The sequence below is a fragment of the Caulobacter zeae genome (assembly GCF_002858925.1).
Taxonomy (GTDB): domain Bacteria; phylum Pseudomonadota; class Alphaproteobacteria; order Caulobacterales; family Caulobacteraceae; genus Caulobacter; species Caulobacter zeae.
Window position 1 is genome coordinate 197230 of record NZ_PJRS01000049.1, and the last position, 26191, is coordinate 223420.

Annotated in this window: 18 protein-coding genes, 2 tRNA genes and 1 pseudogene; 14 read left to right on the forward strand and 7 right to left on the reverse strand. The window is 69.7% G+C overall.

The annotated features are described in order from the left end of the window. The first annotated feature begins 164 nt into the window (after positions 1–164). From infB to SGCZBJ_RS24330, 5 genes are all read left to right on the forward strand, one after another. Positions 165–3257 (forward strand): translation initiation factor IF-2, encoded by a 3093-nt coding sequence (gene infB / locus SGCZBJ_RS24310; protein ID WP_101720485.1) that lies wholly within the window; start codon positions 165–167, stop codon positions 3255–3257. A 77-nt stretch (positions 3258–3334) separates the two neighbouring features. Further along, on the forward strand, positions 3335–3874 hold the full coding sequence (locus tag SGCZBJ_RS24315; RefSeq protein ID WP_101720486.1) for a YcxB family protein: 540 nt from the start codon (positions 3335–3337) through the stop codon (positions 3872–3874). A 55-nt stretch (positions 3875–3929) separates the two neighbouring features. Next, positions 3930–4442 carry a DUF2939 domain-containing protein gene (locus SGCZBJ_RS24320; protein ID WP_101720487.1) on the forward strand — a complete coding sequence of 171 codons (513 nt, stop codon included), beginning with the start codon at positions 3930–3932 and terminating at the stop codon, positions 4440–4442. Beyond that, positions 4439–4999 carry a hypothetical protein gene (locus tag SGCZBJ_RS24325; protein ID WP_101720488.1) on the forward strand — a complete coding sequence of 187 codons (561 nt, stop codon included), beginning with the start codon at positions 4439–4441 and terminating at the stop codon, positions 4997–4999. The genes SGCZBJ_RS24320 and SGCZBJ_RS24325 overlap by 4 nt, the downstream gene beginning before the upstream one ends. Positions 5000–5268: 269 nt before the next feature. After that, positions 5269–6501: an aminotransferase-like domain-containing protein gene (locus tag SGCZBJ_RS24330; RefSeq protein ID WP_101720489.1), complete on the forward strand. Its 1233-nt coding sequence runs from the start codon at positions 5269–5271 to the stop codon at positions 6499–6501. A 159-nt stretch (positions 6502–6660) separates the two neighbouring features. Here SGCZBJ_RS24330 and SGCZBJ_RS24335 read toward each other — a convergent pair. From SGCZBJ_RS24335 to SGCZBJ_RS24345, 3 genes are all read right to left on the reverse strand, one after another. Then, positions 6661–6736: transfer RNA gene (locus SGCZBJ_RS24335), tRNA-Ala, on the reverse strand. Positions 6737–6906: 170 nt separating this feature from the next. Beyond that, positions 6907–6982, reverse strand: a tRNA-Ala gene (locus tag SGCZBJ_RS24340). A gap of 210 nt (positions 6983–7192) precedes the next feature. Beyond that, positions 7193–7663, reverse strand: a complete 471-nt coding sequence (locus SGCZBJ_RS24345; protein ID WP_101720490.1) for a TIGR02300 family protein — start codon at positions 7661–7663, stop codon at positions 7193–7195. 117 nt (positions 7664–7780) lie between these two features. Here SGCZBJ_RS24345 and aroA point away from each other — a divergent pair, with 117 nt between their 5' ends. The 6 genes and pseudogenes from aroA to mscL form a co-directional block, all read left to right on the forward strand. Next, the gene (gene aroA, locus SGCZBJ_RS24350; RefSeq protein WP_101720491.1) at positions 7781–9109 is read left to right on the forward strand and encodes a 3-phosphoshikimate 1-carboxyvinyltransferase; all 1329 of its coding nucleotides are present in this window, start codon (positions 7781–7783) and stop codon (positions 9107–9109) included. 3 nt (positions 9110–9112) lie between these two features. Further along, positions 9113–9745, forward strand: coding sequence for a (d)CMP kinase (gene cmk / locus SGCZBJ_RS24355; protein WP_101720492.1), 633 nt, complete (start codon positions 9113–9115; stop codon positions 9743–9745). A 150-nt stretch (positions 9746–9895) separates the two neighbouring features. Continuing rightward, positions 9896–11605, forward strand: coding sequence for a 30S ribosomal protein S1 (rpsA, locus tag SGCZBJ_RS24360; protein ID WP_101720493.1), 1710 nt, complete (start codon positions 9896–9898; stop codon positions 11603–11605). A 141-nt stretch (positions 11606–11746) separates the two neighbouring features. Then, positions 11747–13711 (forward strand): DUF3857 domain-containing protein, encoded by a 1965-nt coding sequence (locus tag SGCZBJ_RS24365; protein ID WP_101720494.1) that lies wholly within the window; start codon positions 11747–11749, stop codon positions 13709–13711. 87 nt (positions 13712–13798) lie between these two features. Beyond that, positions 13799–14080: an integration host factor subunit beta gene (locus tag SGCZBJ_RS24370; RefSeq protein WP_058348974.1), complete on the forward strand. Its 282-nt coding sequence runs from the start codon at positions 13799–13801 to the stop codon at positions 14078–14080. A gap of 81 nt (positions 14081–14161) precedes the next feature. Beyond that, positions 14162–14572: pseudogene (gene mscL / locus SGCZBJ_RS24375) on the forward strand (large-conductance mechanosensitive channel protein MscL); the annotation flags it as partial. Between the two features lie 263 nt (positions 14573–14835). Here the strand turns inward: mscL and SGCZBJ_RS24380 are convergent. Continuing rightward, positions 14836–15072 carry a DUF1674 domain-containing protein gene (locus SGCZBJ_RS24380; RefSeq protein WP_101720495.1) on the reverse strand — a complete coding sequence of 79 codons (237 nt, stop codon included), beginning with the start codon at positions 15070–15072 and terminating at the stop codon, positions 14836–14838. 191 nt (positions 15073–15263) lie between these two features. On the opposite strand from SGCZBJ_RS24380, the gene SGCZBJ_RS24385 reads away from it, so the two are divergent. The 3 genes from SGCZBJ_RS24385 (at position 15264) to SGCZBJ_RS24395 (ending at position 19022) form a co-directional block, all read left to right on the forward strand. Beyond that, on the forward strand, positions 15264–16547 hold the full coding sequence (locus SGCZBJ_RS24385) for an RsmB/NOP family class I SAM-dependent RNA methyltransferase (RefSeq protein WP_101720496.1): 1284 nt from the start codon (positions 15264–15266) through the stop codon (positions 16545–16547). A gap of 69 nt (positions 16548–16616) precedes the next feature. Continuing rightward, entirely contained in the window at positions 16617–17276 is a 660-nt protein-coding gene (gene rpe / locus SGCZBJ_RS24390) for a ribulose-phosphate 3-epimerase (protein WP_101720497.1), read from the forward strand. 9 nt (positions 17277–17285) lie between these two features. Next, a complete protein-coding gene (locus SGCZBJ_RS24395) occupies positions 17286–19022 on the forward strand; it encodes a heparinase II/III family protein (RefSeq protein ID WP_101720498.1) in 1737 nt (578 codons plus the stop codon). A gap of 139 nt (positions 19023–19161) precedes the next feature. On the opposite strand, the gene SGCZBJ_RS24400 is transcribed toward SGCZBJ_RS24395, so the two are convergent. The 3 genes from SGCZBJ_RS24400 to SGCZBJ_RS24410 form a co-directional block, all read right to left on the reverse strand. Next, on the reverse strand, positions 19162–20829 hold the full coding sequence (locus SGCZBJ_RS24400; RefSeq protein WP_101720499.1) for an MFS transporter: 1668 nt from the start codon (positions 20827–20829) through the stop codon (positions 19162–19164). Between the two features lie 73 nt (positions 20830–20902). Further along, positions 20903–23572 (reverse strand): PAS domain S-box protein, encoded by a 2670-nt coding sequence (locus SGCZBJ_RS24405; RefSeq protein ID WP_101720500.1) that lies wholly within the window; start codon positions 23570–23572, stop codon positions 20903–20905. Positions 23573–23775: 203 nt separating this feature from the next. Then, a complete protein-coding gene (locus tag SGCZBJ_RS24410; RefSeq protein ID WP_101720501.1) occupies positions 23776–26139 on the reverse strand; it encodes a TonB-dependent receptor in 2364 nt (787 codons plus the stop codon). Positions 26140–26191 lie beyond the last annotated feature (52 nt).

A 26191-nucleotide genomic window follows, 5' to 3' on the forward strand; every position in this document is an offset into this window, starting at 1 on the left:
AGCCTAGAACCTGAATGTTGGAGCAAGCCGCCTAAGGCGTCGCGCTCTTGAGCGAAGGGCCGGGAAACGCGCTTCCTATTGGAGGTACGTCCGGGCCCCTTTCTCGTATGGATTGATCGGTTTTTTGGGCCGGGAACCCGCCCGGCGGAAGTACAAGCGAGCGCATGAGCGACGAGAACGATAACGGTCGGCCTGGTTCCAACCCCGGTGGGCGCGCGCCCATCACCCTGAAGCCCCGCCAGGGCTCGGTGAGCGCCGGCGTTGTGAAGCAGAGCTTCAGCCACGGCAGGACCAAGACGGTGGTTGTCGAGACGAAGCGCACGCGTCCGCACGCGCCGGCTTCCGGCAACCTCGCCGCGCCGTCCCAGGCCGAGCGTCGCCACGACGCGCCGCGCCCGCAGGGCGGCGGTGGCGGCGGGGCCGCTGGCGGTCTGTCGCAGGACGAGATGCGCGCTCGCCAGCGCGCCATCGAGGCCGCTCGCGAAGCTCAGGAGCGCCAGGCCGCCGAGCGTCGCGCCGCTGACGCCCGCGCCGCCGCCGAGGCCGCCGCGGCTCGCGAAGCCGCAGCCAAGGCCGCAGCCGCCAAGGCCGCCGCTGAAGCCGCCGCCGCCAAGCCGGCTCCGGCCGCGCCCGCCGCGCCGACCCCGGCCGCCGCTGCTCCGGTCGCGCCCGCGCCGACGCCCGCTCCGGCCCCGGCCGCGCCGCGTGTCGAAGCGCCCCGCGCCGAGGCTCCCGCCGCGCCGCGCGCTCCGGGCCAGACCCGCACCTACGAACCCAGCCGTGAGCGTCGCGACGACCGTCCGACCACCACGACCTACCGGCCGACGCCGGGCGGCGACCGCCCTCAAGGCGATCGTCCCCAGGGTGACCGCCCGCAGGGCGACCGTCCGTTCAACCAGCGCGCTCCGCGCCAGGACGGGCCGTACAATCAACGCGCCCCCCGTCAGGACGGACCCTACAACCAGCGCGCTCCGCGTCCGGACGGCGACCGTCCGCGCGGCCCGCGTCCGGAAGGCGGCGCTGGCGGCGGTGGTTACCGCTCGGGCGGCGACCGCCCGCAGGGTGATCGTCCGCAAGGCGACCGTCCGCAGCAGACCGTCCGCTACTCGGCCCTGGCCCCGCGCCCGGCGCCTGGCGGCGCTCGTGGCCCTGGCGGCCCCGGTGGTCCGCGCGGTCCGCGTCCGGGTGTGCCCGCTTCGGCTCCGGCGACCCCGGAAATCCAGCGCGCCATGCGTTCGGCCCCGCGTCCCGGTGGCGAAATCGGCCGCCGTCCCGACGAGGACGACGATCGTCGCAAGACCGCGAACGCGCCGAACAAGGCCGTGTCGCGCGTCAAGGGCGCTCCGCAACGCCGCGAAGGCCGTCTGACCATCCAGGCCGTGGCCGGTGATGGGGATTCCGCCGATCGCATGCGCTCGCTGGCTTCGGTTCGCCGGGCCCGTGAACGCGAAAAGGAAAAGCGCCGTGGCGGCGCGGTCGAGCAGGCGCGCGTCGCCCGCGAGGTCGTGATCCCCGACGTCATCACCGTGCAGGAGCTGTCCAACCGGATGGCCGTGCGCGGCGTCGAGATCATCAAGTTCCTGATGCGTCAGGGCGTGATGCTGAAGATCAACGACGTCATCGACAACGACACCGCCGAGCTGGTGGCCACCGAATTCGGCCACACCGTCAAGCGCGTGTCGGAAGCCGACGTCGAAGAGGGCTTCATCGGCGCCGAGGACCACGACGATCACCTGGAAGCCCGTCCTCCGGTCGTGACCATCATGGGCCACGTCGACCACGGCAAGACCTCGCTGCTCGACGCCCTGCGCTCCACCGACGTGGCGGCCGGCGAACATGGCGGGATCACCCAGCACATCGGCGCCTATCAGGTTCGCCTGAAGGACGGCCAGCGCGTCACCTTCCTGGACACCCCGGGCCACGCCGCCTTCTCGGCGATGCGCGCTCGCGGCGCCAACATCACCGACATCGTCGTGCTGGTAGTGGCCGGTGACGACGGCGTGATGCCGCAGACGATCGAGGCCATCAAGCACGCCAAGGCGGCCGAAGTGCCGATCATCGTGGCCGTGAACAAGATGGACAAGCCGGGCTCGGATCCGACCCGCGTGGTCAACGAGCTGCTGCAGCACGAGATCGTCGTCGAAAGCCTGGGTGGCGACACCCAGATCATCGAGGTCTCGGCCAAGGCCCGCACGGGCCTGGACGACCTGCTCGACGCCATCCTGCTGCAGGCCGAAGTGCTCGACCTGAAGGCCAACCCCGACCGCACCGCCGACGGCGTGGTGATCGAGGCCAAGCTGGACAAGGGTCGCGGCGCCGTTTCGACCGTCCTGGTCAACCGCGGCACGCTTAAGCGCGGCGACATCGTCGTCGCCGGCAGCCAGTTCGGCCGGGTTCGCGCCCTGCTGAACGAGCGCAACGAGCAGCTGACCGAAGCGGGTCCGGCCACGCCGGTCGAGATCCTCGGCCTGGACGGCGTTCCCTCGCCCGGCGAAGCTTTCGCCGTGGTCGAGAACGAGGCCCGCGCTCGCGAGCTGACCGAGTACCGCATCCGACAGAAGCGCGAGAAGACTCTGGCTCCCGTGGGCGCCGGCGCTTCGATGGCCGACATGATGGCCAAGCTGCAGGACAAGAAGCTGAAAGAGCTTCCGCTGATCATCAAGGCCGACGTGCAAGGTTCGGCCGAGGCGATCATCGGTTCGCTGGACAAGATGGCCACCGACGAGGTCCGCGCGCGGATCATCCTGTCGGGCGCCGGCGCGATCAGCGAAAGCGACGTCATGCTGGCCAAGGGCGCCGGCGCGCCGGTCATCGGCTTCAACGTCCGGGCCTCGGCCCAGGCGCGAGCCCTGGCCGAACGCGAAGGCGTCGAGATCCGCTACTACGCGATCATCTACGACCTGCTGGACGACATCAAAGGCGTGCTCTCGGGCATGCTGGCCCCGATCCAGCGCGAAACCTTCCTCGGTAACGCCGAAGTCCTGCAGGCCTTCGACATCACCAAGATCGGCAAGGTCGCGGGTTGTAAGGTCACCGAAGGCGTGGTCCGCAAGGGCGCGAAGGTCCGGATCATCCGTCAGGACATCGTCGTGCTCGAACTGGGCACCCTGCAGACGCTCAAGCGCTTCAAGGACGAGGTCAACGAGGTCCCCGTCGGTCAGGAGTGCGGCATGATGTTCGCGGGCTTCCAGGACATCAAGGTCGGCGACACCATCGAGTGCTTCACCGTCGAGGAGATCAAGCGCCAGCTGGACTAGGCGTTTGACCTGAACTCAGCTTAGAGGAAGGCGCGAACTCCGGTTCGCGCCTTTCTTGCGTTTTGGGGTGTGTGTCGATGGAAGTCGCGGGGGAAATCGGGATCTTCGAGAGCCAGAAGGCCTGCGCGCCGCTGCGCAAGCACCTGTTCGGCGCGAGGCGGTTCCTGCCCTGGCTGCTGGTGCTGGTCTACATGGCCGCCCTTTTGGCTGGGTCGTCCCTCGCCGATTGGCTGGTTCCTGGAACTGGGCTCCTGGGGCTGCTGGTCGTGGCGATCCCCGCCGTGCTGCTTTGGGGGAAGATTTGTGGGCGGATGGCGCCGAAGGCCTGGATGGCCCGCGGCGTGCCGATGCAGGCGATGACCACCTACCGCGCCGACGAGACTGGCCTGACGATCGTCTGGCCCCACTATGAGACCCGCCTGGCCTGGGCCGGGGTTTCCCAGATCGCGCCCGGCCACAAGTCCTGGCTGTTCATCGGGCCGGTGCAGGCCTTCTTCCTGCCGGTGCGCTTCTTCGCCGACCCGGCGGCCGAAACGGCGTTCCTGAGGGCATGCTTCGACCGTCTCGATCCGGCCGCCAAGACCCGGAGCAAGGACCTCGCCGCGCGGCTGGGCTGACCCGCCGCGACACGAGCGACTGGAATTCGCCGGAATTGAGCGCTAGCCGTTGTCCATGCGCATTCGAGCCCTCCTCGCCCTGACCGCCATCGCCGCATCCTTGAGCGCCTGCGCCACCGCTGATCGCTACGACGCCGCCGGCGACGTGCACGCGTTGCTGACGGCGATCCGCAACAACGACCGCGCGACCTTCGACAGTCTTGTCGACCACCGGGCCCTGACCGGCGCGGTCGAGGCGCGCCTGGTCGATGAAGCCCGCCGCTCGGGCGCGAAGGGCGGCTGGCAGGCGGCGATGATCGCCCTGGCCGGCCCGGCCGCCGATGTCGCCGGCGCGGCCCTGATCCGCCCCGAGGTGTTCCGCGCCGCCGCCAACTACTACGGCTACACGCCCGACAAGCCGATCCCTGGCCGCATCGCCATCGCCTCGGCCCTGCGGCCCGTCGGCGACGGCCGGGTCTGCGCGGCCAAGAAGGACGGCCCCTGCATGCTGACCTTTACTCGCGAGGGCGGCAGCTGGCGGCTGTCGGGCTTCGACGCCCAGGCCGTGAACCTGCAGCTCAAGCGATGAGGGCCGGCCCGCCCCTGTTGCTCGCCGCCACGGCGCTGCTGAGCGCCCTGGCGACCCCGGCCGCGGCCGAGCGGCGGATGTTTTCCTACGACCCCATCTCGCCCGACGCCAGGCGGCTGACGGGGGCGGGGGTGACGGTGCTGTTCGAGCAGGGCCTGTTGGGCGCCCGGCCGATCAAGGTGCTGGCCACCGGCGTCCCGGCCCAGGCCCTGCTGCGCAAGGGCAGCCAGAAGGACCTCGGCAAGGGCGGGCTCGGAGCCATGTCCGGCGTCGACGCCGATGCGGCGCTGTACGAGGTCAACGGGACGGCCGAGCAGGGCAAGATCTACGTCCGCGCCTTCTGTCCGGGCTCCAAGCGCCTGTGGCTGAGCTTCAGCCGCATCGCCCTGCGTCACGACCTGCGCATCCAGGCCTTCGGCGACGATCCCAAGGCCGCCGGCCAGGCCCGGCTGTGCGGCACGCTGGACTTCTCCTATCGCGGCGAATGGCGCCTGCCCACCGACGGCCCGCCCGACCCGAACGAAGACTGGACCGACAGCCTCAACGGCCCGCGCTGAGGGTTCCTGCCTCTCCCTTCAGGAAAAGCCGGGTTTCCTTCCGTCGTCCGCGCCGCTAGAGTCGCGCCCATGATCGCGAGCGAACGCGGGACCCGGCGCTTCCAGCGCCGCCGCTCCCTGGGCACCAACGGACTCGTACGCAGCGCCTGACCGCTAGGGATCAGGCGTGGCGCTTATCTGCGCCCAGGCGACGGACGACCAGGCCGCCGTCGAACTCAGAAGACCGGCGGCCAGGGCCGCCCCGCGACAGTCTCGACGAAGAAGACCTCATGATCATCGACACCCAAGACTTGGCCCCGCAGGACTGGGCCGCGCGCTTTTCCGCGCGCATGGCTGGCATCCGCGCCAGCGAGATCCGCGAACTGCTGAAGCTGCTGGAGCAGCCCGACATCCTGTCGTTCGCCGGCGGCATTCCTGATCCGGCGCTGTTCCCGGCCGGGCCGATCCGCCAGGCCTATGCCGAGATCCTCGGCGACGGCGCCCAGGCCGCCCAGGCCCTGCAATACACCGTCAGCGAGGGGCACGGCCCGCTGCGCCGCTGGATCGCCGAGCGCATGACCCGCGACGGCATGCCGTGCGAGCCCGAGAACGTGCTGCTGACCGCCGGCTCGCAGCAGGCGCTCGACCTGCTGGGCAAGCTGTTCCTCGATCCCGGCGCGGCCGTCATGGTGGCCCGGCCGACCTATCTGGGCGCGCTGCAGGCTTTCAACGCCTACCAGCCGGCCTATCTCGACCTGCCCGAGGGCGCCCTGACCGGCGACAAGGCCGCCCAGGCGGCCGTGGAGGCCCGCAAGCCCCGCCTTGGCTACTTCGTCCCCGACTTCGCCAATCCGACCGGCGTCAGCCTGACCCTGGCCGAGCGCGAGGCGCTGCTGGACCTGGCCGAGAGCCTCGACTTCCCGCTGGTCGAGGACGGCGCCTATCGCGAGCTGCGCTTCGGCGGCGAGGCCATCCCCTCGCTGCTGGCGCTGGACATCGCCCGCAACGGCTCGATCGAGGCCGCGCGCACCCTGTTCTGCGGCACCCTGTCGAAGACTCTGTCGCCGGCCCTGCGGATCGGCTGGATCTGCGGCCCCAAGGCGGCGATCGAAAAGCTCGTTTTGCTCAAGCAGGGCGGCGACCTGCATGTCTCGACCATCAACCAGATGGTCGCCCACCGCGTGGTATCCGAGGGCTACGACCAGCACCTGGGCAACCTGCGGGCCGTCTATGGCGGCCAGGCGCGGGCGATGCTGGCGGCGCTGGAACGGCACATGCCCGCCGGGGTGTCGTGGATCTCGCCGGAGGGCGGCATGTTCGTCTGGCTGACCCTGCCGGGAGGCATCGACGGCAAGGCCCTGCTGGAGCGCGCCCTGGTCGACGCCCGCGTCGCCTTCGTGCCCGGCGCGCCGTTCTTCGCCGAAGCCCCCGCCGCCAACACCCTGCGCCTCAGCTACTCCCTCCTGCCGCCTGAGCAGATCGAGGAGGGCGTGCGCCGGCTGGCGGGGTTGATCGGTGAATAGCGATACTCCCCCTGAAAGGGGGGGGAAGTTATTGCTGGCGTCGAGGCGGTTGCCGGCCCACAGGCCACATCCCCCTCCGTCGGCTCCGCCGACACCTCCCCGTTCAGGGGGAGGGTCCCCAAATGGAAACGGCCGCTCCCTTTAGGGAAGCGGCCGTTTTGGTGGAGCTAAGCGGAGTCGAACCGCTGACCTCTTGAATGCCATTCAAGCGCTCTACCAGCTGAGCTATAGCCCCGAGGCTTCAAAGCCTTGGTTTCCCCGGTTGGTCGCCCGAGGAGGGCGGAAACTATGTCGAGGCCTTTCCGGGATCAAGCCCCTCCGTCAGGCGGGGAGCAAGTTTTCCGACAAGTCTTCGGCAGGTTCCAAAAATGGAAACGGCCGCTCCCTTTAGGGAAGCGGCCGTTTTGGTGGAGCTAAGCGGAGTCGAACCGCTGACCTCTTGAATGCCATTCAAGCGCTCTACCAGCTGAGCTATAGCCCCAAGGCTCTCTGGGAAATCACGAAGACTTCCTGTCGAATTCCTTAGTCTCTCCGGCGGTTCCGAGTGGCTGTCCCCCGAAGAGGCGCGGAACCTATGCCGAGGTTTTTCCGGGATCAAGCCCCTCGACGCACTTTTTTTCAGGGTGCGACGAAACGCTGTGGAGAACCCGAAAAACCGGGGTCGGATCGCTCCGACCCCGGCGCATTCGTCTTACCGGTCGTCGTCCTCGCCGTCCGGCAGGCCTTCGATCTCGTCGCCGAGGTCGTCTTCGTCCTCGTCCTCGAGGAAGGGGACGTCATCGCCGTCTTCGTCGGCCAGATCCTCGTCCTCGGCGAAGTCGACGCCCAGGTCGTCGCCGGCCGGAGACGGTTCGGCGGTCGGATCACCGTCCTCGTCGTCGCCTTCGGTGACGTCAGCCTCGGCGGCCTCGTCGATTTCCGGGGTCTCGTCGACCTCGTCCTCGTAGCCGTCCTGCTCCTTGGGAGCGGGGGCTTCCTTCTCGTCCTCGGCGTCATAGTCCGGCGTAATGGCGCGGGCGCGCACGCGGCGGGACTTCAACGCCTCTTCCGGGTCGAACTGTTCGCCGCACTTTGGGCAGACAGCCGGACGACGGTTGAGGTCGTAGAACTTCGATTGGCAGTTGGGGCAGATTTGTTTTGCGCCCAAGTCGGGATTAGCCAAGGCGGCGACCCTTTGATCCTGATGGGAAAAGCGGCGGCTGACTTGCCATGACGGGAGGCCGCTGTCAAAAGCAAACCCCTTCGCGAAACACCTATGTTGCAAGGAGCCGGTTTCGGCATGACCACGGCTGGATTGAAGAGCGCTCCGGGCGGAGCCCTTCGCGGTACGGTTCGGGCGCCTGGCGACAAGTCCATTTCGCACCGTTCGATGATCCTGGGCGCTCTGGCGAGCGGCACGACCACCATCGAGGGGCTGCTGGAAGGCGACGACGTCCTGGCCACCGCGCGAGCCATGCAGGCCTTCGGCGCGCGCGTCGAAAAGGAAGGCGTCGGCCGCTGGCGCGTCGAGGGCAAGGGCGGCTTTTCCGAACCCTCGGACGTCATCGACTGCGGCAACGCCGGCACTGGCGTGCGGTTGATCATGGGCGCGGCGGCAGGCTTCGCCATGTGCTCCACCTTCACCGGCGACGCCAGCCTGCGCGGCCGCCCCATGGGTCGCGTGCTCGATCCGCTGGCCCGCATGGGCGCGACCTGGTTCGGCCGCGACAAGGGCCGCCTGCCCCTGACCCTGAAGGGCGGCGCCCTGCGCGGCCTCGTCTATACCCTGCCGATGGCCTCGGCTCAGGTGAAGTCGGCTGTGCTGCTGGCCGGTCTGCACGCCGAGGGCGGCGTCGAGGTGATCGAGCCGGAAGCCACCCGCGACCACACCGAGCGCATGCTGCGCGCCTTCGGCGCCGAGGTTCTGGTCGAGGACAAGAACGGTGTGCGCCATGTGCGCCTGCCGGAAGGCCAGAAGCTGAAGGGCACGCATGTGCAGGTGCCGGGCGACCCGTCGTCGGCCGCCTTCCCGCTGGTCGCGGCCCTGATCGTCCCCGGCTCGGAAGTGACCGTCGAGGGCGTGATGCTCAACGTGCTGCGCACCGGCCTCTTCACCACCTTGCAGGAAATGGGCGCGGACCTGACCATCTCGAACGTCCGCGTCGAGAGCGGCGAGGACGTCGGCGACATCACCGCCCGCCATTCGCAGCTGAAGGGCGTCGTCGTGCCGCCCGAGCGGGCGCCGGCGATGATCGACGAGTATCCGATCCTGGCCGTCGCCGCCGCCTTCGCCGACGGTCCGACCGTCATGCGCGGCATCGGCGAGATGCGGGTCAAGGAAAGCGACCGCATCGCCCTGACGGCGGCGGGCCTCCAGGCCTGCGGCGTGATGGTCGAGGAAGAGCCCGAAGGCATGACCGTGGTCGGCACGAAGGGCGGCAACCATCCGGTGCGGGGCGGCGGCAAGGTGATCACCCACGGCGATCACCGCATCGCCATGAGCCACCTGATCCTGGGCCTGGCCGCGCAGGAGCCCGTCGAGATCGACGAGCCGGGCATGATCGCCACCAGCTTCCCCGGCTTCGTGTCGCTGATGACGGGCCTGGGCGGCTCGATCGTCGAGGCCTGATCCATGGGTTTCGTGATCGCCGTCGACGGCCCCGCAGCCTCGGGCAAGGGCACCATCGCCTCGCGCCTGGCGGCCCATTACGGCTTGCCGATGCTCGACACCGGCCTGCTCTATAGGGCCGTAGGCGTGCGCCTGCTGGACGTCGGCGGCGACCTGGACGACGCCGCGGCGGCCGAGGCCTCGGCCCGCGGCCTGGACCTGTCGGAACTGGAAAAGCCCGAGGTGCGCACCCGCGCGGCCGGCGAGGCCGCTAGCCGCGTGGCCGTGCATCCGGGCGTGCGCGCGGCCTTGTTCGAACTGCAGCGGACCTTCGCGGCCCAGGAGCCGGGCGCGGTGCTCGACGGGCGCGACATCGGCACGGTCATCGCCCCCGAGGCGCCGGCCAAGCTCTATGTCACCGCCAGCGCGGAGGTGCGGGCCGACCGCCGCTGGAAACAGCTGACCGGACAGGGCGAGAACGTCACCTTCGACGAGATCCTGGCCGATATCCGCAAGCGCGACGAGCGCGACGGCGGCCGCAAGGACGCGCCCATGGCCCAGGCTGTGGACGCTGTCTTGCTTGATACGTCGGAAATGACTATATCCCAGGCCTTCGATGCGGCTCTCCGCATCGTCGAGACGGCGCGCGCCCGGTGAGGAAACTCCAAGGGCTAATCTAACGCCCGCCTCGCCGCCGCTTTGGAAGCGCCGGATCGCATCAAAAATCACTTCACCCGGAATCCCGAGAACCGTCATCCGACGGCGCTCATCGCAGGGCTTCCCACAACCCAGAGACCTTAGATCAGCATGGCTGACGATATGAGCTTCAACCCCACGCGCGACGATTTCGAAGCGCTCCTCAACGACTCCATGGGCGGCCGCGACTTCGCGGAAGGCTCCGTGGTCAAGGGCAAGGTCGTTGGGATCGAGAAGGACTTCGCGATCATCGACGTCGGTCTGAAGACCGAAGGCCGCGTCCAGCTGAAGGAATTCGGCGTCGACGAAGCCGGCAAGGCGACCATCAAGGTCGGCGACACCGTCGAAGTGTTCCTGGAACGCCTCGAAAACGCCATGGGCGAAGCGGTGATCAGCCGCGAAAAGGCCAAGCGCGAAGAAGCCTGGACCCGCCTGGAAGGCGTCTACGCCAAGAACGAACCCGTCATGGGCGCGATCGTCGGCCGCGTGAAGGGTGGCTTCACCGTCGACCTCGGCGGCGCCTCGGCCTTCCTGCCGGGCTCGCAAGTCGACATCCGTCCGGTCCGCGACGTCGGCCCGCTGATGGGCAAGGAACAGCCCTTCGCCATCCTGAAGATGGACCGTCCGCGCGGCAACATCGTCGTCTCGCGTCGCGCCATCCTGGAAGAAGCCCGCGCCGAGCAGCGCACCGAACTGGTGTCGCAGCTGCAAGAGGGTGAAATCCGCGAAGGCGTCGTCAAGAACATCACCGACTACGGTGCGTTCGTCGACCTGGGCGGCATCGACGGCCTGCTGCACGTCACCGACATGAGCTGGAAGCGCGTCAACCACCCGAGCCAAGTGCTCGCCGTGGGCGACACCGTGAAGGTCCAGATCGTCAAGATCAACCCGGACACCCAGCGCATCTCGCTCGGCATGAAGCAGCTGCAGTCGGATCCGTGGGACGGCGTGGAAGCCAAGTACCCGGTCGGCGCCAAGTTCACCGGCCGCATCACCAACATCACCGACTACGGCGCCTTCGTGGAGCTGGAAGCCGGCGTTGAAGGCCTGGTGCACGTGTCGGAAATGTCGTGGACCAAGAAGAACGTCCACCCCGGCAAGATCGTGTCGACCTCGCAGGAAGTCGACGTCGTGGTCCTGGACGTCGATCCGTCCAAGCGCCGCGTCTCGCTGGGCCTGAAGCAAGCCCTGGCCAACCCGTGGGAAGCCTTCGTCGAGGCTCACCCGATCGGTTCGACCGTCGAAGGCGAAGTCAAGAACGCGACCGAATTCGGTCTGTTCGTCGGCCTCGACAACGACATCGACGGCATGGTGCACCTGTCGGACATCGACTGGAGCGTCGCCGGCGAAGAAGCCATGGCTCGCTACAAGAAGGGCGACGTGGTCAAGGCGAAGGTTCTCGATGTCGACATCGAGAAGGAACGCATCTCGCTGGGCATCAAGCAGCTGGCCGGCGACCCGATGTCGGGCGACACCTTCCGCAAGAACCAGACCGTGACCGTCACCGTCACGGAAGTCACCTCGGGCGGCATCGAAGTCCGCTTCGGTGAAGACGACGCCCCGATGACCGCCTTCATCCGCAAGTCGGACCTGTCGCGCGATCGTCAGGAACAGCGCCCCGAGCGCTTCGCCGTGGGTGACCGCGTCGACGCTCAGATCACCAACGTGGACAAGGCTGCTCGCCGCGTCTCGCTGTCGATCAAGTCGCTGGAAATGGCCGAAGAAAAGGAAGCCATCGAGCAGTTCGGCTCGTCGGACTCCGGCGCTTCGCTGGGCGACATCCTGGGCGCCGCTCTGCGCGAGCGCGCCACGAAGGACTAAGCTTTCTCCCTCACGGGTTTAAGCTGAAGACAGGCGGCGGTCGGAGCAATCCGACCGCCGTTTTTCTTTTGCGCGTACTCTTGGCCCTGCGCCCTGGGATTGTATGGTCCCGCTTGTCTGAGTAGTTGGCAGGGGCGCCCCATGTTCAAGTCTTCCGCGCTGGTGCTTCCGGCCGCCGCCATGGCCGCCATGTGGGCCGGGCACGCCGCCGCCGCCGACAAGCCCGTCTACGCCGCGCCCGCGGCCTGGGTGGACGTCGCGGCCATCCCCGCTTTTCAGCCCGGACCCGAGACCCCCGCCACCCAGGTGCTGCTCGACGACAGCCAGACCCGGCTCGAGCGCTCGGGCGGAACCTTCTACAACCGCCGGGTCGTGCGCATCGTGAAGACCGAGGGCCTGTCGGGCTCGGGCTCGCGCGCGGTGTCATGGAACCCGACCGCCGAGACCGTCACCCTGCACACCCTGGCCATCTGCCGCGGCGACCAGGTCATCGACCTCCTGCAGGGCGGCAAGGACGTGCTGGTCATCCGCCGCGAGACCAATCTCGAACGCGCCATGCTCGACGGCCGCCTGACCGCCAGCGTCCAGATCAAGGACCTGCAGGTCGGCGACGTGGTCGACTGGGCCTACACCGTCCACCGCACCGAGCCGCTGCTCGACAACCGGGGCCAGGCCTTCGAGCGCATGGGCTGGGGCGACAAGATCGGCCGTTATCGGGTGCGCATCGAGTGGCCGCAGGACAACCCGGTGATCTGGAAGGCCACGACCGGCTTTCCGCAGCCGACCGTCGCAAAGGCGGGCGGCTTCACGCGGCTGAGCGTCGACCTGACCGGCGCCGAGGCGCCCAAGGCCCCGGCCGGCGCGCCGCTGCGCTTCCTGCGGGTGGGCGAGCTGCAGGCCTCGACCTATGCCGACTGGGCCGAGATCTCGCGGCGCATGTACCCGCTCTATGACAAGGCTGCCGAGCTGGCGCCGGATTCGCCGGTGCGGGCCGAGATCGCCCGCATCGCCGCCCAGACCAAGGATCCCAAGGAGCGGACCTTCGCCGCCCTGCAACTGGTCGAGGACAAGACCCGCTACCTGGCGCTCAGCATGGGCGACGGCGGCTATCGTCCCGCGCCGGCCGACGAGACCTGGGCGCGGCGCTTCGGCGACTGCAAGGGCAAGACGGTGCTGCTGCTGGCCCTGCTGCGCGGCCTGGGCGTCGAGGCCGAGCCGGCCATCGTCTCGACCACCAGCGGAGACGGCATGGACGAGCGCGTGGCCGCCGCCGGCCAGTTCAACCACATCATCGTGCGCGCCCGCATCGATGGGAAAAGCTACTGGCTGGACGGCACCCGCTCGGGCGACAAGGGCGGCCTGGATCAGATGCGTCCGCCGAGCTTCCGCTGGGCCCTGCCGGTGCGCGCCAAGGGCGCGGGCCTGGAGCCGATCGAGCAGCCGCCGCTGGGCCAGGCCCTGACCGAGACCAAGCTGCACATCGACGCCTCGGCCGGGCTCGACAAGCCCGCGCCGGTGCGGGTCGAGATGCTGATGCGCGGCGACGCGGCCCGGGCCTTCAGCCGATCGCTGGAAACCGCGCCCAAGGCCGATGTCGAGCGCGCCCTCAAGCAGAGCATCTCCAAGAGCTCCAGCTGGATCACGCTGGAGACGGTCGACTGGACGAAGGCCGAGGATGGCGAGCTGAAGGTCGTGATGAGCGGGACCAGCACGCCGGAATGGCGCCTGAACGACGACCTTGGCGTGCGCGAGCTGAAGCTGGGCGGGGGCGAGGGCCGCGGAACGACCTTCCCGCGTCGCGAGCCGGGCCCCAACGCCGACGCGCCCTTCGTCCTGCGCTACCCGTCCTATGCCCGGACGACGATGGAGGTGGTGCTGCCGGGCAAGGGCGAGGGCTTCACCGTCAAGGGCGTCAACGGCGAGGACGCCGCCACCGGCTACCGCGTGACCAAGTCGGCCAAGGTGACCGACGGCGTCGCCCGCTTCGAGACGGTCAGCCGCAGCGAAGCGCGCGAGCTGCCGTTCGCCCAGGTCGAGGCGGCCAACGCCGCCATTCGCAAGGCCGCCTACGACGTGGAGATCGTCAGGGCGCCGAAGGGCCTTTAGATAACGGCTCGCAACCTTTTCCTTGAAGATTGCGGCCTGCTTGGGCAAAGGTCGCGGCGCGCCGCTCCCTCGGCGCAGGGGATATCGATGATCAAGTCCGAACTCATCGCCAGGCTCGCGAACGAAAACCCGCACCTGACGCAGAAGGACGTCGAGCGCGTGGTCGGCGTCATCCTCGAACGGATGATCAACGCGCTGGAAGCCGGCGGCCGCGTCGAGCTGCGCGGCTTCGGGGCCCTGTCGGTGCGTTCGCGTCCTGCTCGCGCCGGTCGCAACCCGCGCACGGGTGAAACCGTCGACGTCCGCGCCAAGCACGTGCCGTTCTTCAAGAGCGGCAAGGAACTGCGCGCTCGCCTGAACGCCGAGTAGTCGGCCGGGCGACTCTCTTGCCCCTTTAGGCGAACCGGCTCAGCCTTTCGGCGTTCCGGTTAGCCACGAGGGGTTTTGCGCATGAGCATCGTCAAGGAATTCCGCGAGTTCATCGCTCGCGGCAATGTCATCGACCTGGCCGTCGGCGTCATCATCGGCGCGGCCTTCAACGGCATCGTCAAGAGCCTGGTCGATCAGGTGATCATGCCCCCGATCGGCCTGCTGACCGGCGGCCTCGACTTCTCCAAGCTGGAATGGGTGCTGCGGGCCGAGGATCCGGCCACCGAGGCGATCGAGAAGGTCGCGATCCAGTACGGCGCCTTCATCAACACCCTGATCCAGTTCTTCATCGTCGCGGCCGTGGTGTTCCTGCTGGTCAAGCTGGTCAACCAGATCCGCCGCGCCGACGCCGCCGAACCGGCCCCCGAGGCGCCAGCCGCCCCGACGCCGGAAGAAAAGCTGCTGACCGAGATCCGCGACCTGCTGGCCAAGCCGGCCGTGGCCGCGGTTGTACCGGCCGCTGAAAAGCCTGCGCCGGCCGCCAAGGCCGCCGCTGCGCCCAAGGCTCCGGCCAAGAAGCCGGCCGCCCCGCGCAAGCCGTAGGGGTGATCTAAAGAACCTCCCTGTGGGAAGCGGCCGAAGGCCGGCGGGGGGAAGTTTTCAGCCGCCGCTACTCTGGCAGGCCTGGCAGTTACGCCCCCCACCGATCGCTTCGCGATCACCTCCCCCACAGGGGGAGGTTCTTGAGCGTCGGCTCAGAAATCCACCGCCACGCCCTTGCGCTCCCAGTCGCCGAAGCGGGTGGGCTCGGGGCCGTCGCGGCCGCCCTTTTCGGCGGGCAGGGCGCCGGCCGCCTCGGCCTCGCGGCGGGCGGCGGCCTCTTCCAGCGCGCGGCGGGCGGCGGGGCTCAGATCCTTGCCGGGCGCGGCGCCCAGGCGGGCCAGTTCAGGGTCCTGAACCTCGGAAAACGGGGGAGAAAGATCGTCGGACATGGTGTTTCATAGCACGCAAGCGTCGTTGGGGCATCCAAGAGCGCGTCAGGCGAAAGTGCAGGCGGTTTCGCCGCCTGACGCGCTCTCGCTCCCAGAAAATAGAGCCTTTTTGAACGCTTCAGGCGATTTCGCCTGAAGCTAAAAGGCTCTAGGGGCTTGCGCTTTGGCGCATTGCGGGGCACGGCGGGGCGGTGACTCAGGAACTTAACGACGGCCTTCCCGCTCGGGAAGCGGCCCTCGCCCTACTCGACGCGGCTCTTTCGCGCCGCGGCGGCCTCGACGAGGCCGCGACGACCAACGCGTTCCGCGCCCTGGAGCCGCGTGAGCGCGCCTTCGCGCGCGCCCTCGCCATGGCCGCCCTGCGCCGCCTGGGGCCCGTCGACCGGGCCCTGGCCGCCAAGCTCAGCAAGGAGCCGCCGCCGCGCGTGCGCAATCTGCTGCGCCTGGGCGCGACCCAGGCCTTCTTCCTCGACGTGCCCGCCTTCGCGGCCGTGGCCACCAGCGTCGAGCTGGCCGGCGCCAACAAGGCCAGCCGTCCGTTCAAGGGCCTGGTCAACGCCGTGCTGCGCGGCCTGCTGCGTGATGGCGCGCCGGCCGACGATCCCGCCGCCCTGGTGCCGCCGTGGCTGTTCGCCCGCTGGACCGCCGCCTGGGGCCAGGACGACGCCCGGGCCCTGGCCGCCGTCGTGGCCGAGGAGCCGGCCACCGACCTTTCCGTGAAGCCCGGGACCGACCTGGCGGCGCTGGCCGAGGCCATGGAAGCCGAGGTGCTGCCGGGCGACACCCTGCGCACCCGCCGTCGCGGCGATGTCGCCGGCTGGCCCGAGTTCGAGGCCGGCTCCTGGTGGGTGCAGGACGCCGCCGCCGCCATCCCAGCGCGCCTGCTGGACGTGAGGCCGGGCGAGACCGCCGTCGACCTCTGCGCCGCCCCGGGCGGCAAGACCCTGCAGCTGGCCGCCGCCGGCGCCAGGGTCGTGGCCGTCGACCGTTCGGCCGCCCGCCTCAAGCGCGTGGGCGAGAACCTCGCTCGCATGGGCCTGGACGCCGAGGTCGTGGCCGCCGACGCCTCGACGTGGGCCGACGAGCGCACCTTCGACGCCGTGCTGCTGGACGCGCCGTGCTCGGCCACCGGCACCTTCCGCCGTCACCCCGACGTGCTGTGGGCTGCGCGCCCGGGCGACGTGGCCAGCCTGGCGACCGTGCAGTCGGCCCTACTGGACAGCGCGGCCAAGCGCACCGCGCCCGGCGGCCGCCTCGTCTACTGCGTCTGCTCGCTGGAGCCGGAGGAGGGCGAGGCCCAGGTCGAGGCCTTCCTCGCGCGCCATCCGGACGTCTCGCTGGCCCCGATCGCGGCCGGCGAGGGCGGCGCCCCGGAGGCCAGCCTGACCGCTCGCGGGACGCTGCGCCTGCTGCCCCATCACCGCGAGGGCGGCCAGGACGGCTTCTTCGTGGCCCGTTTCGTGAAGGCGAAGTAGAGCGCGGGAGCCAAACCTGGCTTTCACTCGCTTGTAGCTTGAGCCTTTGACCGGTAATTCAGGGATACTATGACCGCGCCGATCATCGCCCCGTCGATCCTCGCCTCCGACTTCGCCAAGTTGGGCGCCGAAGTGGCCGCCATCGAGGCGGCCGGCGCCGACTGGGTGCATGTCGATGTCATGGACGGCCATTTCGTGCCGAACATCACGCTCGGTCCCGATATCGTTCGGGCGATCCGGCCGCACGCCAAGATCCCGTTCGACGTGCACCTGATGATCAGCCCGGCCGATCCCTATCTGGAAGCCTTCCGCGAGGCCGGGGCCGACATCATCAGCATCCACCCGGAAGCCGGCCCGCACCTGCACCGCTCGCTCAAGCGCATCCGCCAGCTGGGCGCCAAGGCCGGGGTGGTGTTCAACCCCTCGACCAGCCTCGACCATGTCGAATGGATCCTCGAGGACGTCGACCTGGTGCTGGTCATGTCGGTGAACCCCGGCTTCGGCGGCCAGAGCTTCATTCCGGGCCAACTGCGCAAGGTGGAAGCCCTGCGCAAGCTGATCGACGCGCAAGGGTTGGACATCATCCTGGAAGTCGACGGCGGCGTGACTCCGGTCACCGCGCCGCAATGCGTGGCCGCCGGCGCCACGGCCCTGGTGGCCGGCTCGGCGGTGTTCAAGGGCGGCCCGGACGCCTACGTCGCCAACATCCGCGCGCTCAAAGGGGACTGACGCCACCGCATGAACGGCGCGCCCGCCTCGCCCTCCGCCTCCAGGCCCGCCGGGCGTCCCCTGCGGCGCGGAGTCGTGTTGTCGCGGTCGATCGCCGCCTCGGCCCGCGCGGCCGTCGAGCGCGAGTGGTTCGGCTCGCCGCCACACCGCGCCGTGATCTCGAACCCGCGCCCCGTGGGCCTGTCGGGCCGGCCGCACGACCCTCGTCCCGTCGACGCCCAGCGCGGCCGCCAGCTGCTGGACGGCGTGCTGACCCTGCACGAAGAGAGCCTGAAGGTCGGCGCCGAGGGCGACCCCTTCGACACCCCCAGCCCCTCGCGCGCCTTCGCCGTGGCGCTGCACCGCTTCGATTGGCTGCCGGGCCTGCTGGTGCATGGCCCCGAGGGCGCGCGCCGGGCCCTGCGCCTGATCCAGGACTGGCGGCGGGTGTTCGGAACCTGGAACGGCTTCTCGTGGTCGGGCGAGTGCCTGGAGCGCCGCACGTTCCACCTGGCCTGCGCCGCCAAGACCCTGTCGCCGGGCGCCTCCGACGCCGAGAGCGCCGCCCTGGCGCTGGACATCGCCCGCGGCGCCCGCCAGCTGATGAAGGCCTCCGACGCTCCCGACCGCGCCCTGGAAAGGGCGACCGTGGTCGCCGTGGCCGGCGCGGCGCTGGTGGGCAAGGCCGCCGACCGGCTGATGGCCGAGGGCCTGCGCCGCGTCACCCGCGAGATCGACGCCATCGTGCTGGCCGACGGCGGCCACGCCTCGCGTTCGCCCGAGGCCGGTCTGGAGCTCTTGTTCGACCTGCTGACCCTCGACGACGCCCTGGGCCAGCGCGGCCGGCCGACGCCCGAAGGGGTCAGCCGGGCCATCGATCGGCTGTCGTCGGGCCTGCGCTTCTTCACCCTGGCCGACGGCAAGCTGGCGGCCTTCCACGGCGGCGAGACCGTCGAGCCGACCCGTATCGCCGCCGCCCTGGCCCATGACGATCACGGCCCCCGTCCGCCGATGGACATGCCGCACGCCGGCTTCCAGAAGATGCAGGGCGGCACGATCCAGGTGCTGGCCGACGCCGGCGCGCCGCCGATCGGCGCGCTCAGCCGGGCGGCCTGCGCCCAGCCGGCGGCGCTGGAGATCGTCTGCGGCAAGGACCGGCTGATCACCTCCAGCGGCTGGAGTCCCGAGGCGGCCAACGCCCAGGCCTTCCGCCTGTCCGACGCGGCCTCGACGGTGTCGGTGGGCGAGGGGTCTGCCGGGCGGCCGCTGTCAGGCTTCCGTGCGGCTGCGCTGGGCCCCTGGCTGGTCGACGGGGCCGCCAGCGTCGAATCCCGCCGCCATGACGGCGAGCAGGGCGTCTGGCTCGACATCGTCCACGACGGCTGGCGACGGCTGGGCCTCAAGCACGCCCGTCGCCTGTTCCTGGATCTGGCCGCCGACGAACTACGCGGCGAGGACAGCCTGATCCCGATGGCCGAGGCCAAGCTTGACGGCCCGCGCCGCTACCACCCGTTCAAGATCAGCTTCCACCTGCACCCCAACGCCCGCGCCTCGCTGGCGCGCGACGGCAAGAGCGTGTTGATCAAGGGGCCGTCCAATGTCGGCTGGTGGCTGCGAAACGACGCGCCCGACGTCGCCGTCCTGGCCGCTCCGCACTTCGACCACGGTCACGCCCGCCAGGCCGGGGTGATCGTGCTGAAGAGCCAGGTCCGCGCCGAGAAGGGCGCCAAGATCAGGTGGAAGCTGGCGAGAGCGGCGGATCATTGACCCAGATCCTCCCCCCCGAAGGGGGAGGTGGCCAGCAGGGTCGGCGGGGAAGTTTCTGCTGAGGTCGAGGGGGCTGCTGGTTCAGCATTCACATTCCCCTCCGTCGGCTTCGCCGACGCCTCCCCCTTCAGGGGGAGGGTTAGTCCAGCGACCTGTCCTTCGTCTCGGGCAGCAGGAACGCCGTCACCAGCACGCTGATCAGGGTGAAGAGCACCGGGTACCAGAGCCCGGCGTAGATATCCCCTACCGCCGCCACGATGGCGAAGGCGCTGAACGGCACGAAGCCGCCGATCCATCCCGTGCCGATGTGGTAGGGCAGCGACAGGGCCGTGTAGCGCACCCGCGTGGGGAAGAGCTCGACCAGGGCCGCGGCCAGCGGCCCGTAGAGGGCCGTGGCCCCGATCACGAACACCAGCAGCACGCCGAACACGCCCAGCAGGTTCATGCGGGCAGGATCGGCGGCGGTCGGATAGCCGGCCTTGGCCAGCGCCGCCTTGATGGCGGCCTCGCCGGCGGTCTTCACGGCCTTGGCCTCGGCGGGCGGCAGGCCCGTGGCGCTCCTGGAGACGATGCGGGTCTCGCCGATCTGGACGATGGCGGGCGAGCCGGCCGGACCGGCGTGGTTGTCGTAGGAGACGCCCGCATTGGCCAGGGCGCTCTTGGCGATGTCGCAGGACGAGACGAAGGCGGCCTTGCCGATGGGGTCGAACTGCAAGGCGCAGTCGGCCGGGTCGGCGGTGACGCTGACCGGCGCCCTTGCCGAGGCTTCGGCGAGGGCCGGGTTGGCGGCCTTTTCCAGCAAGTGGAAGCCGGGAAAGTAGAAGATTAGGACCAGGGTCATGCCGCCCAGCATCACCGGCTTGCGGCCGATCCTGTCCGACAGGGCCCCGAACACGACGTAGAGCACCGCGCTGACCGCCGCGGCCGCCATCATCAGGGCGTTGATCGTGCCGGGGGCGACCTTGAGGAACTTCTCCATGAAGGTCTGGATGTAGAAGAAGGTGGTGTACCAGACCGCGCCTTGCGCCGACATGACGGCGAAGAAGGCCAGCAGCACCAGCTTGAGGTTCTTCCACTGGCCGAAGGCCTCGGCATAGGGCGCCTTGGACGCCGCGCCCTCCTCCTTCATCTTGGCGAAGGTCGGGCTTTCGCTGAGCTTCAGTCGCATCCAGACCGAGACCGCCAAGAGGCCGATCGAGACGGCGAAGGGGATCCGCCAGCCCCAGGCGTCGAAGGCCTCCGGACCCACCAGGGCGCCCAGCAGCCAGCGGGTCGCCAGGATGACGAGCAGCGCCGCGAACAGGCCCAGCGACGCCGAGCTCTGCACCCACGAGGTCGCCCGACCGCGCTGGCCCGGCGGCGAGTGCTCGGCCACGTAGATCGCCGCCCCGCCGTACTCGCCGCCCAGGGCGAAGCCCTGCACGCACCGCAGGATGATCAGCAGGATCGGCGCGATGATCCCCGCCTGCTGGAAGGTGGGCAGGAGGGCGATGGCGAAGGTGGTGCCGCCCATCAACAGCACCGTGGCCAGGAACGCGCCCTTGCGGCCGGCCTGGTCGCCGATCTTGCCGAACACCAGGGCGCCCAGCGGCCGGAAGGCGAAGCCGACCCCGAACAGGGCCAGGGCGGCGATGTAGCCGGCGGTGTCGGACAGGCCGGTGAAGAAGGTCTTGGAAATGACCTGGGCCAGGCTGCCGAAGATGAAGAAGTCGTACCACTCGAAGGCCGTGCCGGCCGACGAGGCCGCCACCACGGTGCGCATCGAGGCGCCCTTCTTCTGATCGGCGCCGGCTGTCGTGTCCGTCATGCGGATCCCCCTAATCGCCAGGAGGATTAGCCCGTAACGCCGCTCTCTGAAAAGGGCGCCGATTGCGGGCTCGTCAGGCGGCGGCGGTCTCGGCGGCGCCGGCGGCCTCGGCCACCCGGACGATCTCGGCCAGCAGGGCGGTGGGCGAGATCGGCTTGGCCGCCACGCCGTTCATGCCGGCGGCCAGGTAGGTGGCGCGCTGGTGGGCCAGGACGTTGGCGGTGAGGGCCACGATCGGGGTGGCGCCGATCGGGCCGGGCAGGGCGCGGATGCGGCGGGCGGCCTCCAGGCCGTCGACGCCGGGCATCTGCACGTCCATTAGGATCAGGTCGAAGCCGCGCATCGCCGCCTCGACCCCCGACAGGCCGTCCTCGGCCGTCTCGACGTCGGCGCCCAGCATCTCCAGGATTCGGCGGGCGACCATGCGGTTGGTGGGGTTGTCCTCGACCACCAGGACCTTGAGGCCCTCCAGCATCTTGTCGCCGGCGGCCTCGTCGCGCGGCGCGGTCTGCACCGGCGGGGCGCTGATCGACAGGCTGAAGGTCGAGCCCTCGCCTTCGACCGAGCTGAACTCGACCTCGCCGCCCATCATCTGGGCCAGGCGCCGGGTGATGGCCAGGCCCAGGCCCGAGCCGCCGAACCGTCGGGTGGTGCTGGCGTCGGCTTGCTGGAAGCGCTGGAACAGGCGCTGCTGGGCTTCCTGCGGAATGCCCACGCCGGTGTCGGAAACCTCGAACACCAGCCTGTCTTCCTCCGTCCGGCGCAGGCGCAGCGACACCGAGCCCGACAGGGTGAACTTCACGGCGTTGCCCACCAGGTTGAACAGGGCCTGGCGCAGGCGGGTGGGGTCGGCCAGCACGACGCCGTGGTCGGGCGCGTCGACCACCAGGGCCAGGCCCTTGTGCTCGGCCTGGGCGCGCAGCAGGCGCGCGACGCTGTGCGCCAGGTCGGCCGGGTCGATGGGCTCGGGAGCGACGTCCAGGCGTCCGGCCTCGATGCGCGAGAAGTCGATGATGTCGTCCAGCAGGGTCGACAGCATGCGCCCGCAGGCCAGGGCCTCGCCCAGCAGGTGGTCGGCCTCGGCCGACAGGCCCTGGCGCTTGAGCAGGTGGATGACCCCCAGCACCCCGTTCATCGGCGTGCGGATCTCGTGGCTCATATTGGCCAGGAACTGGGCCTTGGCCTCGTTGGCGGCCTGGGCGGCGCGCTCGGCCTCCACCAGGGCCAACTCGGCGCGCTTCTGTTCGTCGATGTCGAGCACCAGGCCGTAGGCCTTGCTGACCCGGCCGGAGGCGTCGCGGCGGATCTCGTGGAACAGGCGGATCCAGCGCTCCTCGCCGTTGGGGCGCACCACCCGGGCGTCGAAGGCTCGCTCGCCCCAGCGACCGACGGCGCCGGCGGCGTAGACGGCGGCCACGTCTTCGGAGCGGATCATCGGCCAGATCGCCTGGCGCACGTCGTCGAAGGTGATGCGCTGGCCCAGGATGCGGTGGAACTCCGGCGAGCCCCAGAAGGTCCTTTCGGCGTGGTCGATCTCGTAGACCCCGGCCTGGGCCGCGCCCAGGGCGGTCTTCAGCCGCCGGGCGTTGGCGCGGGCCTCGCGGCGGGCCTCGGTCAGGGCGGTGACGTCGTCCATGTAGGTGATGACGCCGGCGATGGCGCCGGTGGCGTCGCGCCAGGGCCGGGCCTCCCAGCGCAGGCGATGCTCGCGGCCGTGGCCGTCGGTCAGGCTGTCCTCGCGGCGGACGACCGTATGGCCGGTCAGGGCCCGCTCGACGGCGGCGACGAAGCGCTTGCGCACGCCGTAGGTCAGTTCGTGCAGCGACTTGCCGATAACCTCGGCCTCGGTGGCCTGGAAGATGTCGAGGAAGCGCGGGCTGACCACGGTCAGGCGCAGTTCGCGGTCGTAGAGGGCCACGGCGAAGGGCGCGCCCTCGACCAGCTTGCGGGCCTTCTCCTCGCCCCAGCGGGCCAGGTCGCGATCGCGGGCGACGTCGGTGATGTTCTGCGAGATGCCGCGCAGGGCGAACAGGCCGCCGGGCCGCGGCTCGGTCTGGAAGGTGGCGCGGAAGGCGAACTTCTGGCCGGTGGCCCCGCGCATGTGGTGCTCGATCGTGCCGCCCTGGCCGGTGCGCACGGCGCGGGCGAAGGTGGCGCGCACGCGGCCGCGCTCGGGCTCGTCGAGCCGGGCGTAGAAGGCCTCGGGGGTCGACACTTCCTCGGGGCGCAGGCCGGTCAGGCTGAGAATGTCGCTCGACCATTCGATGCGGTCGGCGATGGGATCGAAGCTCCAGACGCCGACCCCGGCGGCCGAGGCCAGCATCTCGCGGGTGCGGCGGGAAACGGCCTGTTCGGCCTTGCGGGCGACCTCGGCAGAGACGTCGCGCAGGGTGCCGACGATCTCGCCGGCGGGACCCAGACGCGCGTGGGCCTCGAGCCAGATGCGGCGGTCGTCCTTGCAGATCATGCGGACGCGGAACACCGCCCCGCCCATGCCCTGGATCACCTTGCCCGATTCCAGCAGCGCCTGGTGGTCGGCGGGATCGACGAACTTTAGGGGCGGCTGGCCGATCAGATCGGCGGCGGTCCAGCCCGTCAGGCGGGTCCAGGCGGGATTGACGGTGGCGAAACGCCCTTCGGCCACGACCGCGAACAGGTCGTGGGCGTTCTCGAAGAACCACTGCGCGCTCTCGGCCTGGCTCAGAGGCGCGGGCGGCGTGTCTGGCGAGCGCGGCGAGGACATCCCAGCTCCCGGCGGAAGGTGAGGCGGATTGTCACGCCCAAGGGTAAACTTAAGGTTGGCGTCGGCGCGTTGCGCGCGAGATTTCTCGCGGGGGTCGCGTCACGCGGGGGGAAAATCGCGTCGGCCGTCGCCCGAAAGCAAAAAACCCGCCCGGATCGCTCCGGGCGGGGTCTTCAGTCGATCGTTCGCCGAGGCGAATGGGATCAGTAGCGGACGTTCAGGGTCAGCATGGTCTGGCGGGCCGGCGCCGGGTCGGCGTGGTGTACGCCGTTGGTGCGCAGGATGTAGCGTTCGTCCGTCAGGTTCTGGACGTTCAGCTGTAGGTCGACCTTGTCGTTGACCTGATACGAGGCGAAGGCGTCGTAGCGGGTGTAGGACGGGATGTAGATGCGGTTCGTACCGCCGCCGGCGCCGCCCTGGTTGCCGCCGAAGGTCTTCGACACGTAGTAGGCGCCGCCGCCGATCGTCAGCGGACGCAGCACGCGGTAGGTCGTGAACAGGCTGAAGGTGTTCTTGGGCGTGTTGGCCAGCGGGTCGCCGGTGTTGACGTTGATCGCCGTCTCGCCGGTGTTGGCGTTGACGACGGTCACGGCGCCGCGAACCAGTTCGCTGTCCATGTAGGTGTAGCCGCCGAAGACCTGCCACTTGGGCGTGATCTTGCCGGAGATGCCCAGTTCGAGGCCCTTCACCTGGGTCTCGCCGACCTGCTCGGACTTGTTCTGGGCGACGAGGATCAGGGCGTTCTTGCGCTCGGTCTTGAAGACCGCGCCCGACAGCGCCAGCTGGTCGCCGAACAGGTTCCACTTCGCGCCGAGCTCGATGCTGGTGGTGTCTTCCGGATCCAGCACTTCCTGGGCCGCGGTGGCCGCCGTGTTCTGGTCGCCGCCCTGGATGGTCGGCGGCGTCGAGGAGGTGGCGTACGAGGCGTAGATGCTGCTCGACTGGGTCGGCTTGTAGTTCAGGCCGACCTGGTAGTTGAAGAAGTCCCAGCTGGCCTTGGGCAGTTGCAGCAGGGTGATCGAGGTGGCCACGCCGTTACTGCTGGCGGCCACGGTCTGGTTCAGGCCGCGGGTCTCGTAGCTGTCATAGCGGGCGCCGACATTCAGCAGCAGCTTCTCGGTGATGGTCACGGTGTCGAAGGCGTAGATCGCCGCCGACTTGGTGACCGAGTTCGAGACCGGACCCTTGTTGATCACGCCCTGCCAGGAGTCGTTCGGGTTCGGGGCGTACAGACGGGTGCAGTCGCCCACGCCGGCGGTGGTTACGTTGTTGGTGAAGCCGGTCGGGCAGGCCGAGCCGTTGGTGGTGTAGATCAGGTAGCTGGAGTTCTCGTTCTTCTCACGCGACAGCTCGACGCCGGCGTTGAAGCTGTTCTTCAGCGAGCCGAGGTTGAACTGGCCGCTGATGTCGGTGACGGCGGCGATCGTGGTGGTCGGGTTCAGGCGCGACTTGGTGCCCCGCTTCATCCACCATTCGCCGGCCACGAACTGGGCGGCGCCGCCGTCGCCCGGGTTGGTGACGACGTAGTCGTTGACCGTCTTGGAGTAGCGGATGGCCTGACGGACCGACAGGCTGTCGCTGATCTTGTGGCGGATCGCCAGGGTGCCGATGTCGGCCTTGGTCTTCATGAAGTCACGGTCGAGGCCGTAATAGGCGTCGCGCGAGACATCGAGGATGCCGCTGATCGGCTTGGTGCGGGTGTCGGTGCCGGCCACGCCCCAGGTGCGCTTGGTCGTCAGCGGGATGCCGTAGTCCGGATCCTGGTCGGTATCCAGGTGGTAGTAGCTGAGGGTCAGCTGGGTGTCGGTGTCGATACCGAAGGCCAGCGACGGGGCGATGCCCCAGCGCTCGAAGCCGACCGCGTCGCGGCCGGGGGTGTCGCCCTTGGTGGCCATCAGGTTCAGGCGGAAGGCGGCGTTGTCGGCGAAGGTGTAGTTGGCGTCGGCGGTGGCGCGCAGATAGTTGTCGGTGCCGACGGCGGCCGAGCCGCTGGCGAAATTGCGGGCCTTGGGCGACTTGGTCGACAGGTTGATGCTGCCGCCGCCCGAGCCGCGGCCGCTGTAGACCGAGTCCGGACCCTTGATGACTTCGACCTGCTCGAGGTTGAACACTTCGCGGGTCTGGCCGCCGGTGTCGCGGATGCCGTCGACGAAGATGTTGTTGCCCGAGGCCTGGCCGCGGATGAACGGACGGTCGGCCAGCGGCTGGCCGCCTTCACCGGCGCCGAAGGTGATGCCCGGCGAGGTGCGCAGGATGTCGGTCAGCGAGGTGGCCGCGGTCTGCTCGATGATCTGGCTCGAGATCACCGTGATCGAGCGCGGGGTGTCGACCAGCGGGGCGGTGTACTTGCCCGACTGCATGTCGGTGGCCTTGCGGGCGTCGACGGCGACGCCGGAGACTTCCTGCACGTCGGCCGAGCCCGGCGCGGTGGCGACCGGCGCGTCGGCGTCGGCGGCGAAGGCGGCGGGCGCCAGAGCGAGACCAGCGACGCCGGCGACGGCGGCGGCGCCCAGGGCGCGGCGGGCTTGGCTGCGAACGCCGGCGGCGGGCGAGGAAGGCTTATGCATCTTGTCGAGAGACCCCAGCTCGGGTCGCGGGGGAGGATCCGCGGCCGCTGTC

What these genes read in the sequence shown, in the direction of transcription:
- infB (WP_101720485.1), top strand. Translation starts at nt 165, where the DNA reads ATGAGCGACGAGAACGATAACGGTCGGCCTGGTTCCAACCCCGGTGGG.
- SGCZBJ_RS24380 (WP_101720495.1), bottom strand. Translation starts at nt 15,072, where the DNA reads ATGTCCGACGATCTTTCTCCCCCGTTTTCCGAGGTTCAGGACCCTGAA.
- SGCZBJ_RS24410 (WP_101720501.1), bottom strand. Translation starts at nt 26,139, where the DNA reads ATGCATAAGCCTTCCTCGCCCGCCGCCGGCGTTCGCAGCCAAGCCCGC.
- SGCZBJ_RS24405 (WP_101720500.1), bottom strand. Translation starts at nt 23,572, where the DNA reads ATGTCCTCGCCGCGCTCGCCAGACACGCCGCCCGCGCCTCTGAGCCAG.
- cmk (WP_101720492.1), top strand. Translation starts at nt 9,113, where the DNA reads ATGGGTTTCGTGATCGCCGTCGACGGCCCCGCAGCCTCGGGCAAGGGC.
- SGCZBJ_RS24315 (WP_101720486.1), top strand. Translation starts at nt 3,335, where the DNA reads ATGGAAGTCGCGGGGGAAATCGGGATCTTCGAGAGCCAGAAGGCCTGC.
- SGCZBJ_RS24365 (WP_101720494.1), top strand. Translation starts at nt 11,747, where the DNA reads ATGTTCAAGTCTTCCGCGCTGGTGCTTCCGGCCGCCGCCATGGCCGCC.
- rpe (WP_101720497.1), top strand. Translation starts at nt 16,617, where the DNA reads ATGACCGCGCCGATCATCGCCCCGTCGATCCTCGCCTCCGACTTCGCC.
- SGCZBJ_RS24400 (WP_101720499.1), bottom strand. Translation starts at nt 20,829, where the DNA reads ATGACGGACACGACAGCCGGCGCCGATCAGAAGAAGGGCGCCTCGATG.
- SGCZBJ_RS24320 (WP_101720487.1), top strand. Translation starts at nt 3,930, where the DNA reads ATGCGCATTCGAGCCCTCCTCGCCCTGACCGCCATCGCCGCATCCTTG.
- SGCZBJ_RS24330 (WP_101720489.1), top strand. Translation starts at nt 5,269, where the DNA reads ATGATCATCGACACCCAAGACTTGGCCCCGCAGGACTGGGCCGCGCGC.
- rpsA (WP_101720493.1), top strand. Translation starts at nt 9,896, where the DNA reads ATGGCTGACGATATGAGCTTCAACCCCACGCGCGACGATTTCGAAGCG.
- SGCZBJ_RS24325 (WP_101720488.1), top strand. Translation starts at nt 4,439, where the DNA reads ATGAGGGCCGGCCCGCCCCTGTTGCTCGCCGCCACGGCGCTGCTGAGC.
- SGCZBJ_RS24395 (WP_101720498.1), top strand. Translation starts at nt 17,286, where the DNA reads ATGAACGGCGCGCCCGCCTCGCCCTCCGCCTCCAGGCCCGCCGGGCGT.
- SGCZBJ_RS24370 (WP_058348974.1), top strand. Translation starts at nt 13,799, where the DNA reads ATGATCAAGTCCGAACTCATCGCCAGGCTCGCGAACGAAAACCCGCAC.
- aroA (WP_101720491.1), top strand. Translation starts at nt 7,781, where the DNA reads ATGACCACGGCTGGATTGAAGAGCGCTCCGGGCGGAGCCCTTCGCGGT.